Source organism: Delftia sp. Lp-1, from assembly GCF_020523835.1.
Classification (GTDB): domain Bacteria; phylum Pseudomonadota; class Gammaproteobacteria; order Burkholderiales; family Burkholderiaceae_C; genus Comamonas; species Comamonas acidovorans.
In genome coordinates this window covers 2139559-2152868 of record NZ_JAJALJ010000001.1, presented here as the reverse complement: position 1 = coordinate 2152868, position 13310 = coordinate 2139559, and the positions used below count along the sequence as shown (strand labels likewise).

General features: G+C 69.6%; 15 protein-coding genes and 1 tRNA gene. 10 read left to right on the top strand and 6 right to left on the bottom strand.

Features of this window, described 5'->3' with window-relative positions:
* Positions 1–586: 586 nt before the first annotated feature.
* From LGR64_RS09565 to LGR64_RS09535, 7 genes are all read left to right on the top strand, one after another.
* A tRNA-Gly gene (locus tag LGR64_RS09565) sits at positions 587–660 on the top strand.
* 210 nt (positions 661–870) lie between these two features.
* Positions 871–1134: a hypothetical protein gene (locus LGR64_RS09560; protein WP_071957157.1), complete on the top strand. Its 264-nt coding sequence runs from the start codon at positions 871–873 to the stop codon at positions 1132–1134.
* 42 nt (positions 1135–1176) lie between these two features.
* Positions 1177–1785, top strand: a complete 609-nt coding sequence (locus tag LGR64_RS09555; RefSeq protein WP_096916536.1) for an RNA polymerase sigma factor — start codon at positions 1177–1179, stop codon at positions 1783–1785.
* Positions 1782–2309, top strand: coding sequence for a hypothetical protein (locus LGR64_RS09550; RefSeq protein WP_230355335.1), 528 nt, complete (start codon positions 1782–1784; stop codon positions 2307–2309). The genes LGR64_RS09555 and LGR64_RS09550 overlap by 4 nt, the downstream gene beginning before the upstream one ends.
* A 2-nt stretch (positions 2310–2311) precedes the next feature.
* Positions 2312–2869, top strand: coding sequence for a periplasmic heavy metal sensor (locus tag LGR64_RS09545; protein WP_230355334.1), 558 nt, complete (start codon positions 2312–2314; stop codon positions 2867–2869).
* Between the two features lie 57 nt (positions 2870–2926).
* Positions 2927–4297 carry a DUF1800 domain-containing protein gene (locus LGR64_RS09540; protein ID WP_230355333.1) on the top strand — a complete coding sequence of 457 codons (1371 nt, stop codon included), beginning with the start codon at positions 2927–2929 and terminating at the stop codon, positions 4295–4297.
* Between the two features lie 5 nt (positions 4298–4302).
* Positions 4303–5526 carry a DUF1501 domain-containing protein gene (locus LGR64_RS09535; RefSeq protein ID WP_230355332.1) on the top strand — a complete coding sequence of 408 codons (1224 nt, stop codon included), beginning with the start codon at positions 4303–4305 and terminating at the stop codon, positions 5524–5526.
* Between the two features lie 121 nt (positions 5527–5647).
* On the opposite strand, the gene LGR64_RS09530 is transcribed toward LGR64_RS09535, so the two are convergent.
* Positions 5648–5977, bottom strand: coding sequence for a hypothetical protein (locus LGR64_RS09530; protein WP_071956109.1), 330 nt, complete (start codon positions 5975–5977; stop codon positions 5648–5650).
* A gap of 181 nt (positions 5978–6158) precedes the next feature.
* Between LGR64_RS09530 and LGR64_RS09525 the strand changes: the two genes are divergently transcribed.
* The gene (locus LGR64_RS09525; RefSeq protein WP_230355331.1) at positions 6159–6653 is read left to right on the top strand and encodes a hypothetical protein; all 495 of its coding nucleotides are present in this window, start codon (positions 6159–6161) and stop codon (positions 6651–6653) included.
* 33 nt (positions 6654–6686) lie between these two features.
* Here LGR64_RS09525 and LGR64_RS09520 read toward each other — a convergent pair whose 3' ends face one another.
* The gene (locus LGR64_RS09520; RefSeq protein ID WP_230355330.1) at positions 6687–7652 is read right to left on the bottom strand and encodes a hypothetical protein; all 966 of its coding nucleotides are present in this window, start codon (positions 7650–7652) and stop codon (positions 6687–6689) included.
* Positions 7653–7690: 38 nt separating this feature from the next.
* A complete protein-coding gene (locus tag LGR64_RS09515) occupies positions 7691–8017 on the bottom strand; it encodes a hypothetical protein (RefSeq protein WP_225971107.1) in 327 nt (108 codons plus the stop codon).
* Positions 8018–8117: 100 nt separating this feature from the next.
* On the opposite strand from LGR64_RS09515, the gene LGR64_RS09510 reads away from it, so the two are divergent.
* Both LGR64_RS09510 and LGR64_RS09505 read left to right on the top strand, forming a co-directional pair.
* On the top strand, positions 8118–9263 hold the full coding sequence (locus LGR64_RS09510) for a hypothetical protein (RefSeq protein ID WP_230355329.1): 1146 nt from the start codon (positions 8118–8120) through the stop codon (positions 9261–9263).
* 20 nt (positions 9264–9283) lie between these two features.
* On the top strand, positions 9284–10111 hold the full coding sequence (locus LGR64_RS09505) for an isocitrate lyase/PEP mutase family protein (protein ID WP_180319336.1): 828 nt from the start codon (positions 9284–9286) through the stop codon (positions 10109–10111).
* Here the strand turns inward: LGR64_RS09505 and LGR64_RS09500 are convergent.
* The 3 genes from LGR64_RS09500 to LGR64_RS09490 are packed head-to-tail and all read right to left on the bottom strand — an operon-like array spanning position 10096 to position 13285.
* Positions 10096–10410 (bottom strand): hypothetical protein, encoded by a 315-nt coding sequence (locus LGR64_RS09500; protein ID WP_230355328.1) that lies wholly within the window; start codon positions 10408–10410, stop codon positions 10096–10098. The genes LGR64_RS09505 and LGR64_RS09500 overlap by 16 nt on opposite strands.
* Entirely contained in the window at positions 10407–12095 is a 1689-nt protein-coding gene (locus LGR64_RS09495; RefSeq protein WP_230355327.1) for an SWIM zinc finger family protein, read from the bottom strand. Before LGR64_RS09495 ends, LGR64_RS09500 begins: the two co-directional genes overlap by 4 nt.
* Positions 12092–13285 (bottom strand): VWA domain-containing protein, encoded by a 1194-nt coding sequence (locus LGR64_RS09490; protein ID WP_230355326.1) that lies wholly within the window; start codon positions 13283–13285, stop codon positions 12092–12094. The genes LGR64_RS09495 and LGR64_RS09490 overlap by 4 nt, the downstream gene beginning before the upstream one ends.
* Positions 13286–13310 lie beyond the last annotated feature (25 nt).

Here is a 13310-nt window from a genome sequence, read left to right as displayed (position 1 = left end):
AAGGGGCAGCTACCAGCTCATTCAGTTGCGCAGCACCAGATCTCGCAGCCCCTTCCGACGTTTTGCGAAGGCTTGCATTCGGGCGGTTCGCGCACTTGTTCAATGACTTGAAGGAGATTGTGATGCGACATATTTTCCTCACATTTTTCTGGTCCGTGGTGACCCTCATCTCGCTGTACATCTCCACGCTGGCAGGGCCGATGTTCCCCGTCACGAGCTGAAATGCGGTTAACAGCCGGGCCTATGGTTGACTCATGGTTCTCCTCCTGGAATTCATAGGCGCGCCCTGAAAAGGGCACCGGACTTTTTCTTCCCCGTGCCTGCACGTCGCAGGCATTCACAAGCTCGCAGCACCGCTGGCGGGCTTCTTTTCTGTGGGGGCCGCTTGCGGCTTTGGCCCGCTTTGCAGAGATGCAAGGCGGGCATACATCGGGTGCGCACAGCGAAGCGCCAGCGGCGCCAAGGTTCAGGCGACCAAGCGGAGGCTTATGCCGGTGCGGCATCAAGTACAGGACATTGAAAATGCGGAGCGCTCCGCATTTGGTCAAATGCCGGCATCGCGTAAGATGCTGATCCACCAGTAGAAGCGGGCGTCGTTCAATGGCAGGACCTGAGCTTCCCAAGCTCATGATGAGGGTTCGATTCCCTTCGCCCGCTCCAGATTTCCTGGAGCAAAGTCCATCAGTCCCGGATACACATCCGCCACTGATATCCCCACGGACCGCCTTCCGCGCGGGCCCGATCTCTCCCGCCTCCGACCTCTCCCCCGCTTTTCTCCGCGACATTTTTTCGCTCCTCCGCGACGGATCCGTGCTGCCCGCGCGTTGAACGCAATAAGGCTGCCTGATGTGGCCGATGCAGGAGTCTTTCATGTCCTCATTGCGTTTGACTGTTCGCCGCGCCGTCCGTCCGCTTGCGCTGGCGCTTGCCGCCGGCAGCCTGGCCGCGCTGGCCGGCTGCGTGGTAGCGCCTGTTGCGCCCGTGGCGCCTGGACCCTACGTGGTGCCGCCGGGCGTCGCCTATGTGGCGCCTGCCTATCCGATGCCCAGCGTCGGCTTCGTGTGGCAATACCACCCGCGCTACGGCTGGGGCTGGCACCATCCGGTCTACGGCTGGCATCGCGGCTGGCGTTGAGCCGCGCGACACTGGCTGACCCCGCCACTACACCGATGCCCTTTGGCTGAAATCGATGACCCGGATGCCGACCTGCTGGCGAGACTGGCCCGCGGTGAGCCGCAGGCCGCCCGCGAACTGGTGGAGCGCAAGCTGCCACGCATGCTTGGTCTGGCCCAACGCCTGCTGGGCAACCGGGCCGAGGCTGAAGAGGTGGCGCAGGAAGGCCTGGTGCGCGCCTGGCAGCAGGTGGGCCACTGGCAGCCGGGCCAGGCCCGCTTTGACACCTGGCTGCATGAGGTGGTGCTCAACCTGTGCCGCGACCGGCTCCGCCGGCGCGCGGTGCGGCGCGAAGAAGCGCTGGACGAGCACGCCGAAGCCGCCGCCTTCGCCGACCCCGGCCCCACACCGGAGCAGCAGCTGGACCACGCGCAGCACAGCGCCCGGGTCGCCGCTGCCCTGGATGCACTGCCGCCGCGCCAGCGCGAGGCGCTGGTGCTGCACTACTACCAGGCGCTGCCCCAGGCCGAGGCGGCAGCACTCATGGGCGTCTCCGTGGATGCCCTGGAAAGCCTGCTGGCCCGTGCGCGGCGCAGCTTGCGCGCCCGCCTGCAGGACGCAAGCACGAGCGCAATCGCTGCACCCGCAGACCCTGGAGGATCACCGCCATGACGCCAGAACGCTTTGAACAATTGGCCGACGCCTGGGGCGCCGACCTGCGGCGCTGGCCGGCACAGGAGCAGGCTGCAGCACGCGCGCTGATGGAACAGCCGGCCTTTGCGCCTGCGGCCCGGGCCTTGCTCGCCCGTGCGAATGAACTCGACACGCTGCTGGGCAGCCATGCCGTCGCCCCCCCCAGCGCAGCGCTGGCAAGCGCGGTGCTGGCCGGCTTGCAAGCTCGCCCAGGCTTGGCGACTGCGCCAGGCCAACCATTGCCGCATGCATGGCCGCAGCCCCGTGGTACTGCGCCCGCACGGCCGGTGCGCGCCAGCGGCCGCAAGCCCTGGCATGGCTGGTGGTCCGGCGCCAGCATCGCCGGTGCGGGCCTGGCCGGTGTGGCCGCAGGCGCCCTGGCCGTGGCCTTGCTGATAGGCACGGCCTTGCCCACGGCCCGGCCGGCACAGTCCGACGGCGGCTGGTGGCCCGGCACCGCCTTCGACACGGGCAGCGCCTTGGTGGAAGGAAGCGAGGAATGACGATGAACGAATCCCCCATCGGCGATGCCCCCCGCACGACGCACCTGCGCCGCTGGCTGTGGGCCTCTGCCCTGCTGAATCTGTTTCTGGTGGGCGGCATTGCCGGTGGCACCTGGCGCTGGTGGGCACACCAGGCCGAGGCCAGGTCGGTAGCCACATCCACGCAGACAGGAACACCCACCGGAGCACCGGCAGGCAGCTCCCCGGCCACTGCGCGCGGACTGCGCTTTGCCGCAGACGGCCTGCCACCCGAGCGGCGCCAGGCTTTCCGCACAGGACTGCGTGAAGTGCGGCGCGAGGCTGCTGCGCTGACCCAAGGCAGCCGCGAAGGCCGCACCGAGGTGGTTCGCCTGCTGGCTGCGCCGCAGTTCGATCGCGCTGCCGTCGAGGCTGCATTGGCACGCACCCGGGCCGCCGACACGGCGGTGCGCGAGCGCGTGGAAGCGCACGTGGTCGACTTCGCGGCACAGCTCACGCCGGCCGAGCGACAGACACTGGTGCAGGGGCTGGCAGCGCAGCAAGGCCCCTTCCATGTGCCCGCATCCCCGGCCAAGCGCTGAGGAGCACAGGACACGCCCGCCACGCCCGCCACGCCCGCGATTTTTCGAGGTGAATCCATGAATTCTGCCGCCATCGCCCTGAACCGCTTCGGCCTGGGTGCCCGCCCTGACGACGCACTGCCCGCCGACCCGCAGCGCTGGCTGCTGGACCAGTTCGCGCGCTACCAGCCACAGCCCCCTGCCTGGGCCGGTAACGCGGACACGGACGCGCTGCTGTCCGACTACCAGTCCCGGCAGCGCGAGCTGCGCAGCCTGCCTGAAGACCAGCGCGCCGCCGCCCGCCAGCAGTTGCGCCGTGGCGCACGCAACGGCTACCTGGACGCAGTGAACGCGCGCCTGGCCAGCGCCATCGACACACCCGCGCCGTTTGTGGAACGCCTGGTGCATTTCTGGTCGAACCACTTCGCGGTCTCGGTGGAAAAGCCCGTGGTGCTCGACCTAGCCGGCGCCTACGAGGCCGAGGCCATACGCCCGCACGTGCTGGGCCGATTCGAGGACCTGTTGCTTGCCGCCGTGCGCCACCCGGCCATGCTGGTCTATCTGGACCAGGCCCAGTCGGTGGGACCCGCCAGCCCCGCTGCACAGCGCGCCGCCCGGCGCAACCCGGACAAGACACGCGGCCTGAACGAAAACCTGGCGCGGGAAATCATGGAGCTGCACAGCCTGGGCGCGCGCAGCGGCTACACCCAGCAGGACGTGACCGAGTTCGCCCGCGCGCTCACCGGCTGGAGCTTGGGCAATGACGCAGGCAGCCCGGCCGCCAGCGCCGGCTTCCAGTACCGCCCGGCATTGCACGAGCCCGGACCGCGCCGCCTGCTGAGCCGCAGCTATGCCGCAGGCGGGCAAGAACAGGCGCTGGCCATCCTGCGCGACCTGGCGGCCTCCCCCGCTACCGCGCTCCATGTCGCGGCCAAGCTGGCACGGCACTTCGTCGCCGACGATCCGCCGCCCGCGCTGGTGCAGCGCCTTGCGGCCGCCTACCAGCGCAGCGGCGGGGACCTGCCAGCCGTCTACCGCGCGCTGATCGATTCGCCAGAACCCTGGGCCGCGCCAGCCACGAAGTTCAAGACACCCTGGGAATGGGCCGTCTCCTCAATGCGTGCACTGGGCCGGCGCGAGTTGAAGGGTGCTCAGGCCGCCGGCCTGCTCAACCAGCTCGGCCAGCCGGTGTGGCGCCCCGGCTCGCCGGCCGGCTACGACGACATCGCCGCCAGCTGGGCTGCGCCCGATGCGCTGGTGCGCCGTGTCGAGCTGGCGCAGCGGCTCGCAGCCCAGGCCGGCAACAGCGTCGATGCGCGCGCGCTGGCGCCCCGATTGCTGCCCGGCGATGCACTGGGCGCGGGCACGGCCGAGGCCATTGCCCGATCCGAAAGCGGCAGCGGTGCTCTCGCGCTGCTGCTGGTCTCGCCCGACTTCCTGCGCAGGTGAACACCATGACCACGATCCATACGACCGCCACGAACATCGCGACCAGCACGATGGCCAGGCGCAATCGCCGACATTTCCTGGGCCTGCTGGCCGCAGGCACCGGGCTGGCACTGGCCGCGCCCCACCTGGCGCTGGCGCGTGCAGCCACCGAGCGCCGCTTCGTGTTCATCATCCAGCGCGGCGCGGCCGACGGGCTGGAGACCCTGATTCCCTATGCCGACCCCGGCTACGCCCGGCTGCGCGGCGCCATCGCCGTGGACACGGCTGCGGCCACGCGGCTGGACGGCATGTTCGCGCTGCATCCCTCATTGGCCGAGACCGGCAGGCTCTACGCCCAGGGCCAGGCGCTGTTCGTGCACGCGGTCGCATCGCCCTACAGTGACCGCTCGCATTTCGACGGCCAGAACGTACTGGAAACCGGAGGCAGCGCGCCCTACCAGGTCAAGGACGGCTGGCTCAACCGCCTGGTCGCCCAGTTGCCGCACCGGGAAGAGGCCATTGCCTTCGCGCCCACCGTGCCCATGGCGCTGCGCGGGCCGGCGGAAGTGGCCTCCTACGCGCCTTCCTCCCTGCCCCAGGCCAGTGACGACCTGCTGCTTCGCGTGGCCAGGCTCTACGAGGGCGATGCGCAGCTGCATGCTCTCTGGACTTCCGCCATGGACACGCGCGGCGTGGCCATGGACAGTGGCAACAACCGGCCGCGCCTGGATGGCGCCAGCCTGGGCAAGCTGGCAGCCGGCTTTCTTGCCCGCCAGGACGGGCCGCGCATCGCCATGATCGAAACCGGTGGCTGGGACACGCACAGTGCACAAAACAATCGGCTGGCAGCCCAACTCAAGAACCTCGATGCACTGATTGCGGCGCTGCATGACGGCCTGGGCGATGCCTGGTCGCAGACCGTGGTGCTGGTGGCCACCGAGTTCGGCCGCACGGCCGCGGCCAACGGCACCGGTGGCACCGACCACGGAACAGGCGCCGTCGCCATGCTGATGGGCGGCGCGGTTCAGGGCGGCCGCGTGCTGGCCGACTGGCCTGGCCTGCAGCCCGGCCAGCTATTGGAGAACCGGGATCTGAAACCGACCACCAGCGTCGATGCGCTGATTGCCTCGGCAGCCGGCGAGTGCTTCGGCATCGACCCGCAGCGGCTGGCGCGCAACCTGTTCCCCCAAGGCCATGCCCTGCCAGGCGGTGCCCCGGCGCGGTCGCTGCCGCCATTGCTGAGAACCTGAACGCGGGCCGCGCGCCAACATGAAAAAGGGCCGGCGCCTCAAGGCGGCCGGCCCTTGTGTCATGTGCGCAAGATCTGGCGAGATCTGACCGGCGGCCGCGCAGTGGCCGCTCAGTGCCTGCTCAGTGGCCGATCTCACGGCTGACCTGGTTCTCCTGCTGGTTCAGCACATGCTGCTCGCTGCGCGTGATATGACCGCCGTTCTGGCTGGCCATGAGGCGTTCTTCCTGCCGGATCTTGTGGTCCTGCTGGTGCAGCGCAGCCGCCTGGCCATGGCTGATCTCGCCCTTGCGGACTTCGTTGTGGATACGGCGGTCCTGGTTGGCCAGGCGGCCGTTGACCTCGGCACGGCGCGGATGGGCCTGGTCCCAGGTGGCGGCGGATGCGGCGCTGCCGAGGCCGGCCAACGAAGCAGTGGCAATGACGAGCATGAAGGCTTTGCGCAGGGACATGGTGTTTCTCCTTGAAAGGATGTGGACGGACGTTGCTTGCAGAAAGCCGATGTCGGCTTGCCACATCACTTCAACGCACGGCCAAGGCCAATCCGTCGCGGATCAAGCAAGTCCATCGTCCGTCCGGGGCCGTGCACGCTACATTGGCAAGCACCGTATCCGTCCCACCTCACCAGGCAGCATGCAGTACACCCTCTCTTGCGAGAACACCACCGAAGACATCCAGCTGAGCGCCGTGCGCGTGCGTGGCATGAGCGTCTGCAATTGCATCGCACGCATGCACATGGATCTCGAAGCCAGGGGCTCGCCCGATGCACTGGACGTGATGCACCACTTCTTCAACTACTTCTGGCTCAACGACCTGGACCTGCCCTATCTCGCCGAGCTTCTGGATCTGCGCAATCCTCAGGTGCGCGCTGTCAGCCTGCGTGAGGACGGCTGGGCGCAGATGGAGCCGGACCAGCGCCAGGTGCGCATCTGCAGTACCTACGGCGACTCACCCTGTGCGCTGATCGCCTGGGAAGAGTTCAGCGCGGCCATGCAGCTCAAGCACCGCTTTCTTGGCCTGATGCGGCGGTATGAGGGACATGGCATTCCTCGCTACAGCGTGTCGGAAGGCTTCAGGGTCCGGCTTCACGCGCCCGGACTTGAGGGGGCCCGCGCACAGGGTCGGTGATCGATGCGGGCCATGCTCGCTCGCGTTGCTCAGCTACGGCGCCTCATCCTCCGCGCCCTCGGGCCCTACCCACCAGGCCCAGCTTTCTTCCCCGTCGGGCACGGGCAGTTCGCGGGTCTGCACTGCGTCGATACGGCGCCCGGCGCCACCGGCTTGCCATGCGTTGAGCACGGCATCGACGGCGGCGCGGTCCACTGCGGCGATGCCCAGGTTGCGATCGGCCTGCCAGGACGGTTCGCCCTCGCGTGGCGAAGCTTCTTCGGCATGCTGGTGGGGCGTGCCGTAGCTGCAGCGCATGCAGTAGTGGCGGATGCTGGCCGTCCAGTCCTCGGCATAGCCAATGCCCGGGGCTTCGGTACCCAGCAATTCCTGCAAGTCCTGCGCATTGGCGCAGGTGATGAAGACCACGAAGGTCTGGAATGCCGAGGGCTCCAGCCGCTGCAGCTCGTTGAAGACCGGCACTTCGCGCTGGCCGTTGAACCGCTGGCCGGTGGAGGCGCCGTCGTGCAGCACGATGTCGCCGAAACGATGGCCGCTTTCGGGCAGCGGCACGTTGAGCAACTGGGCGCGCACGGGGTCGATGCGGCGCATGAACACGGTCTCGCCGCCCTGCCAGGGGTGCAGGCGCACCACGGCCACGCCGTAGTCACCCTCGATGGGGCCCTGCTCGCCGGGCACCTGGATGCCGCAGGCCTTCCACAGCCTGCGCGCCGTGGTCCAGTCGGACAGCGCCGTGGCCGCGATGGCGCCATTCCAGAGGCTGGCTTCATCGTCTTCGCCCGCCAGTGCAATGGCGCGCAGGTTGTGCTCCAGCGATGGCTGCCAATCGCGCTGGTACTTGCGCGCAAGCCCCAGCATGTAGTGGTAGTGGCGGTTGTCCGGCATGTGGGCTGCCAGCGCCTCGAAGGCCTGGGCGGCCTCGGCCAGCGCGCCGCATTCCATGTCGGCATAGGCCTGATCGTGCAGGGCTTCGAATTCGTCGGGTGTGGAGGAGGTCACGGTGCTGCGATGGGGCAATGCTGGACAGCGCCAGGCGGCTATCGCACGCCGGGCGACGAGCTGCCCATGTCGACTTTCAGGTCCGGGAAGGAACTGACCATCTGGACCTTGAAGTCGGGGAAGGAGGTGACGATCTTCCACTCACCGCAACTGTCTGCAAAGGAGTCCACCACCTTGACCTTGAGGTCCGGGAAAGAGCTGGTGGCCTGGACCTTGATGTCGGGAAAAGAGTGCACGATCTGGACCTTGCCGTAGAGGCGGATGCCTTTGTAGGTGCAGTTTTTCTTGTCGAAGTCTGCGGCGTGAACGAAGGCAGGCAGTGCGAGACAGGCGAGGACAAGGCTGAAACGCGGCAGAAGTGGCATATGCGACAAGGGAGTGGGTCTTGAGAAACAAGCCAGGCCATGGCTTGCGGCCGCCCGCATACTAGCAGGCCGACCCACCCCTGCGAATGACGTCCCGCACATGCCGTCCATCCGTCCTCTGCGCTCCCTGCTGTTGCTGTTTCTGGCGATCTCGGCCGAGGCGCTGCCGCAAGCGCCAGCTCCCGAACCTGTCCCCGCCGATGCTTCCGTTTGCAGGCACCGGGCCGACACCGCCTGCCTGCAATCCTTCAACCTGCCCGGCAACGCGGGGCGCATGCGCTACTACGCATCGCAGGCGCCGGGGGCCAGCAACAGCGCCATGCCCCGGTCCGCGCTGGTGGTGATGCACGGGCATCCGCGCGATGCCAACCGCAGCTTCGAGGCCGGCCTGCGGGCCGCCGAAGGCGCGCAGCGGCTGCAGGACACCCTGGTCATCGCCCCGCTGTACCAGGTGCCCGAGGACCAGGCTGCGCATTGCCACAGCCGTGGCGTGCCCGCAGCCGGGAGCGCAGACGCGGTATGGACCTGCGCGGGCTGGCTGGCCGGCGAGCCCTCGCTGGGGCCGCATCCGATAGGTTCTTTCGCCGCGCTGGATGCGCTGGTGGCCGAGCTCGTGCAACGCTGGCCCGGCCTGCGCAGCGTGACCCTGGCGGGGTTTTCGGCAGGAGCGCAGATGCTGCAGCACAGCGTGGCCTTTGCTGCCGATGCGCCGGGCACGGTCACCTTGCGCTACGTGATCGCCGACCCGGGCACCTGGCTGTATTTCGATCCCGTGCGGCCACAGCCGCAGATGGCCGGGCAGAGCACCGACTGGGCAGCCTGCGGCACAGGCGCGGCGTTTCCGGGGGCGTGCAGCTATGTCTTCCATGCGCCGCCCGCCGCCAGCGCCTGCCCGGCCCATGACCGCTGGAAGTACGGCCTGCAGGACCTGCCCGGCCACCTGGGGCGCGATGCCGCTGCCGCGCGGGCCCGCTATGCGGGCACGCAGATCGACTACCTGGAAGGCGCCCTGGACAGCAGCGCGGACAAGGGCGCGTTCTATCCCATCCTCGACAAGTCCTGCGCCGCCATGCTGCAAGGCCCGTTCCGGCTGCAGCGAGGCCACGCCTTCGCGGCATACGAGCGCGAGCTGCTGGCGCCGAAGCGGCCACGCCGCTTCGTCGTGGTGCCGGACTGCGCCCATGATGTGGCTTGCGTGCTGCCGTCCCTGGCCGCGCGGCCCCTGCTGTTTCCACCAGCGCCCTGACCCCGCAACGGAGTGCCCCCATGACCCCCACCACCGAACAAAAGCGCGCCACCTTCCACGCCCTGCACCGCCAGGGCTGCTTTGTGCTGCCCAATCCCTGGGATGCGGGCAGCGCCCGCATGCTGCAGGGCCTGGGCTTCAAGGCGCTGGCCAGCACCAGCTCGGGCCATGCCTGGTCGCTGGGCCAGCCCGATGGCGCCATCTCCCGCGAGATGACGCTGGAGCACCTGCGCAGCCTGGTCGCGGCCACCGATCTGCCCGTGAATGCGGACTTTGAAAGCGGCTTCGGCCTGGGTCCGCAGGAGGTCGCCGAAAGCGTGCGCATGGCCGTGGACACCGGCGTGGCGGGCCTGTCCATCGAAGACTCGTCGGGCGATGCAGCCAACCCCTTGCGCAGCATCGAAGAAGCCGTGGCCCGGCTGCGCGCCGCCCGTGCCGCCATCGACGAGGCCGGTGGCGGCACCTTGCTGGTCGGGCGTGCGGAGAATTTCTTCGTGGGCCGCCCCGATCTGGACGACACCATTGCCCGGCTCAAGGCCTATGCCGAGGCCGGCGCGGACTGCCTGTACGCACCCGGCATACGCAGCGCCGAGCAGATCCGTGCCGTGGTGGCGGCCGTGGCACCCAAGCCGGTGAATCTGCTGATCGGAGGGGCCAGCGAATGGAGCCTGCAGGATGCCGAGGCCATGGGCGTGCGCCGCATCAGCGTGGGCGGCGCACTGGCGCGCGCAGCCTGGGGCGGCTTTCTGCATGCGGCGCGCTCCATTGCCGAGACGGGGCGCTTCGACGCGTTCGCCCAGGCCACGCCGGGCGCCGAACTCAATGGCTTTTTTCAGGGCAAGGACTGATCCGCACCGGCCTGCAGCCGCTGCGCGGTCATGACCCAGACTGCGATATCGAGCAGGGCGGCCGCGCGCTCCATCGGCGGAAGCTGTGGGTCCAGCACGCCGTCCATCTGCCTTGCCAGGGCGCCCCAGCCCAGCAGCGCGCCCTCATCGGCCCAGGCGCGGCCGGCGGCCAGCAGCGGCATGCCCGCCCCCGCAAGGCCTGCGGCCTGCATATCGGCCAGCCAGGCCTGGCCTTCTGCCAGCCAATGGCGCAGCGGCGCGGTGGTGCTCTCGTTGCTTGCTTTGCTTGAATTGCTCATGGAGCCTTCTCCACACCGACTTCGGCAAGCGGCGGCGGCCAGGCCGTGCTGGGATGGTGCCAGTGCGCGCTGTCCTGCCAGCGCACCGATGCCACGGCCATCTGCAATCGACCGGCCACGAATTCCACGCGGCCAAAGACTTCCCGCAGCACGCGGCCGCGCGCCAGTTCCCTGCGCAATGCCTCACCCGCCCTGCCCTGCATGCCGTGCAGATCGCCCACCAGGGACAGGGAAGGCCCGGGCACGGGCGACTGCAATGCAATCGTCCAGCGCTGCAGCAGCTCGTCACGCTGCGTCAGGCCGCTGCCGGCCACCTGCAGCCGTGCCCAAAGGGGCGGCTGCTGACGCCAGGGGTCGGCATGCAGCTCCTGCAGATGGCGCTGCAGCAGGACCTGGGGGTCGTCGGCCACCGGCAGCGGGCTGGTTGCCTGGGTCGGCAGCGGGCCGGTCGCCTGGGCCGGTGCCAGCCGCGTGGCGTCGCGCGCCGACAGGCGGCCATCGTCGCTGGCCCAGCCGTCCAGCAGCACATGGGGGCCTTGCAGCAGCTGCCTTGCGGTGAGGCCGCCCAGGGTTTCCGAGTCCAGCGCCTTGGCCGGTTCCCACTCCGGGTCGAAGCCTTCGGCGCGCGATGCGGACCAGGTCAGATACCGACCGCTGGCCGCGTCCTGCAAATGCACGGAAAACCCGCGCTGCCCGCCGCGCGCATGCCATAGCTCGGCTGCCACGGCGTGCAGGCAAAGGCCTTGCACGCGCCGGTAGCTGCGCCTGTGCACGCCCGCCAGTTCGCTCAGGGGCCGTGGCATGGGCTGTTGCGCCAGGCCGCGCAGCAGCATCCACAGCGCGGCCAGCAAGGGCGCCACGCGTTCGGCCGCACCGGCACGCCCTGCACGCTCGTCACGCAAGGCGCGTACCAGCAGGTTGAGCACGCTGGCAGGGCGCGGCAGGTCGGCCTGGCGCAGTTCGGTGGCCAGTGCCTCGCCCTGGTCGAGGAAGGCCGGGCTCATGCCTGCACGGCCCTGCAGCACCCAGCCGGTCAGCCATTGGCGCGCCTGGGCCAGCCGCTGCAGTGCGCCGGCTTCCAGCGCATGCGCGGGCAGCTCCGGCATGGGTGCGCCCGCCAGGCGCCGGGCCTGCAATGCCACCAGGGCGCGGTGGGCGCAGGCCGCTGCCTTGCAGCTGCAACTGGCCGCCGCCAGGCCGCCGGCGCGCGGCAGGCGCACGGTGACTTCGTCGGGGTTGGACAGTTCGCCGATCAGCGTGGCCGGGGCCTCTTCCAGCACTGCCTCGAAGCCCTGGGCCATCCAGCGCAGGGCCTTTCGTTGGGCGGCCATTCCAAAGGCCTGGGCCACGGCGCCGGCATCGCCGTCGAGCCACGGGGCAGCGGGCGTCTGGGCCATGCCATCGGCCGGGGTCTCGTGGGCCAGCCGCGCCCGCAGGCCCAGCAGCAAGGCGCACAGATGGTGGCAGGGGCCAAAGGCGGGGCAGCTGCATTGCAGCGTGGCAAAGCCCGCGCCGGCCAGGGTCTGGACATGGCCTTCGATGTCGGCGCGGGCCTGGTTGGCCGCCAGTTCCCACTGCCCTGCATCCGCCGCCGCCAGGGCCTTGGCCCCGCGCTTGAGCAGGCCCTTGTTGGCCCAGTCGGCAATGGCGTCATCGTCCAGGGTGCGCAGCCATTCCTGCATCATGAGGATCGCCCTCCCTGCATGGCACGGGCCAGCCAATCCACCAGATGGTCGGGCGTCATGGCGGCAACCTGGGCGCCGCGCGCCACCAGTTGCGCGGCCAGGTCGCGGTCATAGTCGGGGTGGGCGCGGCGGTCCAGCGCAGCCAGCACCAGCACGCGGGCGCCACTGGCAACCAGCCGCTCGGTCTCGGCGATGACGCGGGCCTCGTCATGGCCTTCGTACAGGTCGGTGATCAGCACGATCACGCTGCGGCGCGGCGCGGCAAGCTGCCCGGCCACATGCGCCAGTGCCAAGCCGATGTTGGTGCCCCCGCCCAGTTGCGCGCCCAGCAGCAGCTCTTCGGGCGCATGCAGCTGGCCGGTGACATCGGCCACCGCATCGGAGAACAGCAGCACATGGGTGCGCAGGGCGCGCACGCGCGCAAAGATGCTGCCCATGACGGCGCTGTGGATGACGGATTCATGCATGGACCCGCTCTGGTCCACCACCAGCCACAGGTCCCAGGTCAGGCGCTGTGCTTCGTTCTCCCTGAAGAACAGGCGCTCCAGCACCAGCATCTGCTCCTCGCTCTGGTAGTGGCGCAGGTTGTGGCGCAGGGTGCGCGGCCAGTCCAGATCGCTCATCTGCCCCTGGCCCCGGCTACTGCGGCGCCTGCGCCGCCGCCCCAGAGCCGAGTGCACGCGCGAGGACAGCCGCGCCTGCAGATCGGCCACCACGCGCGCCACCAGCCGGCGGGCCTCGGCCAGCACCTCGGGGGGCAGGCTGGTGCGCACCGCCATCAAGGCGGCCACCAGTTCGATGCTGGGCGTGGCCTCGGCCAGGACCTGGGGATCACTGAGCAGGCCATGGAGCCCATAGCGCGACAGCGCATCGCGCTGCAGCGTTTCCACGGCGCTGCGCGGGAACAGGTCGCGCACCTCGCCCAGCCAGTGCACGGCCTGGGGCTCGGGCACGCCGCTGCCGCCCTGGCGCGCGGACAGCCCGCCTGTGCCCTGCCAGGCGTCGGTGCCTGCACCGTCGGGCTGCTCGCGCAGGCGGTGCTCGCGCTGGTAGAGATAGTCCAGTGCCGCGTCGCGGCGCGCATCGGCGGCATCGAGCGGCTGCGCGGCAGCCAGGGGCTGGGCGGCTTCGGGCCCGAGGATGAGGCGCCAGCGCCGCAGGGCGGCGGCATCGATTGCCTGTTCCTGCATTGGCGGCTCGTGCATTGGCGGCTCG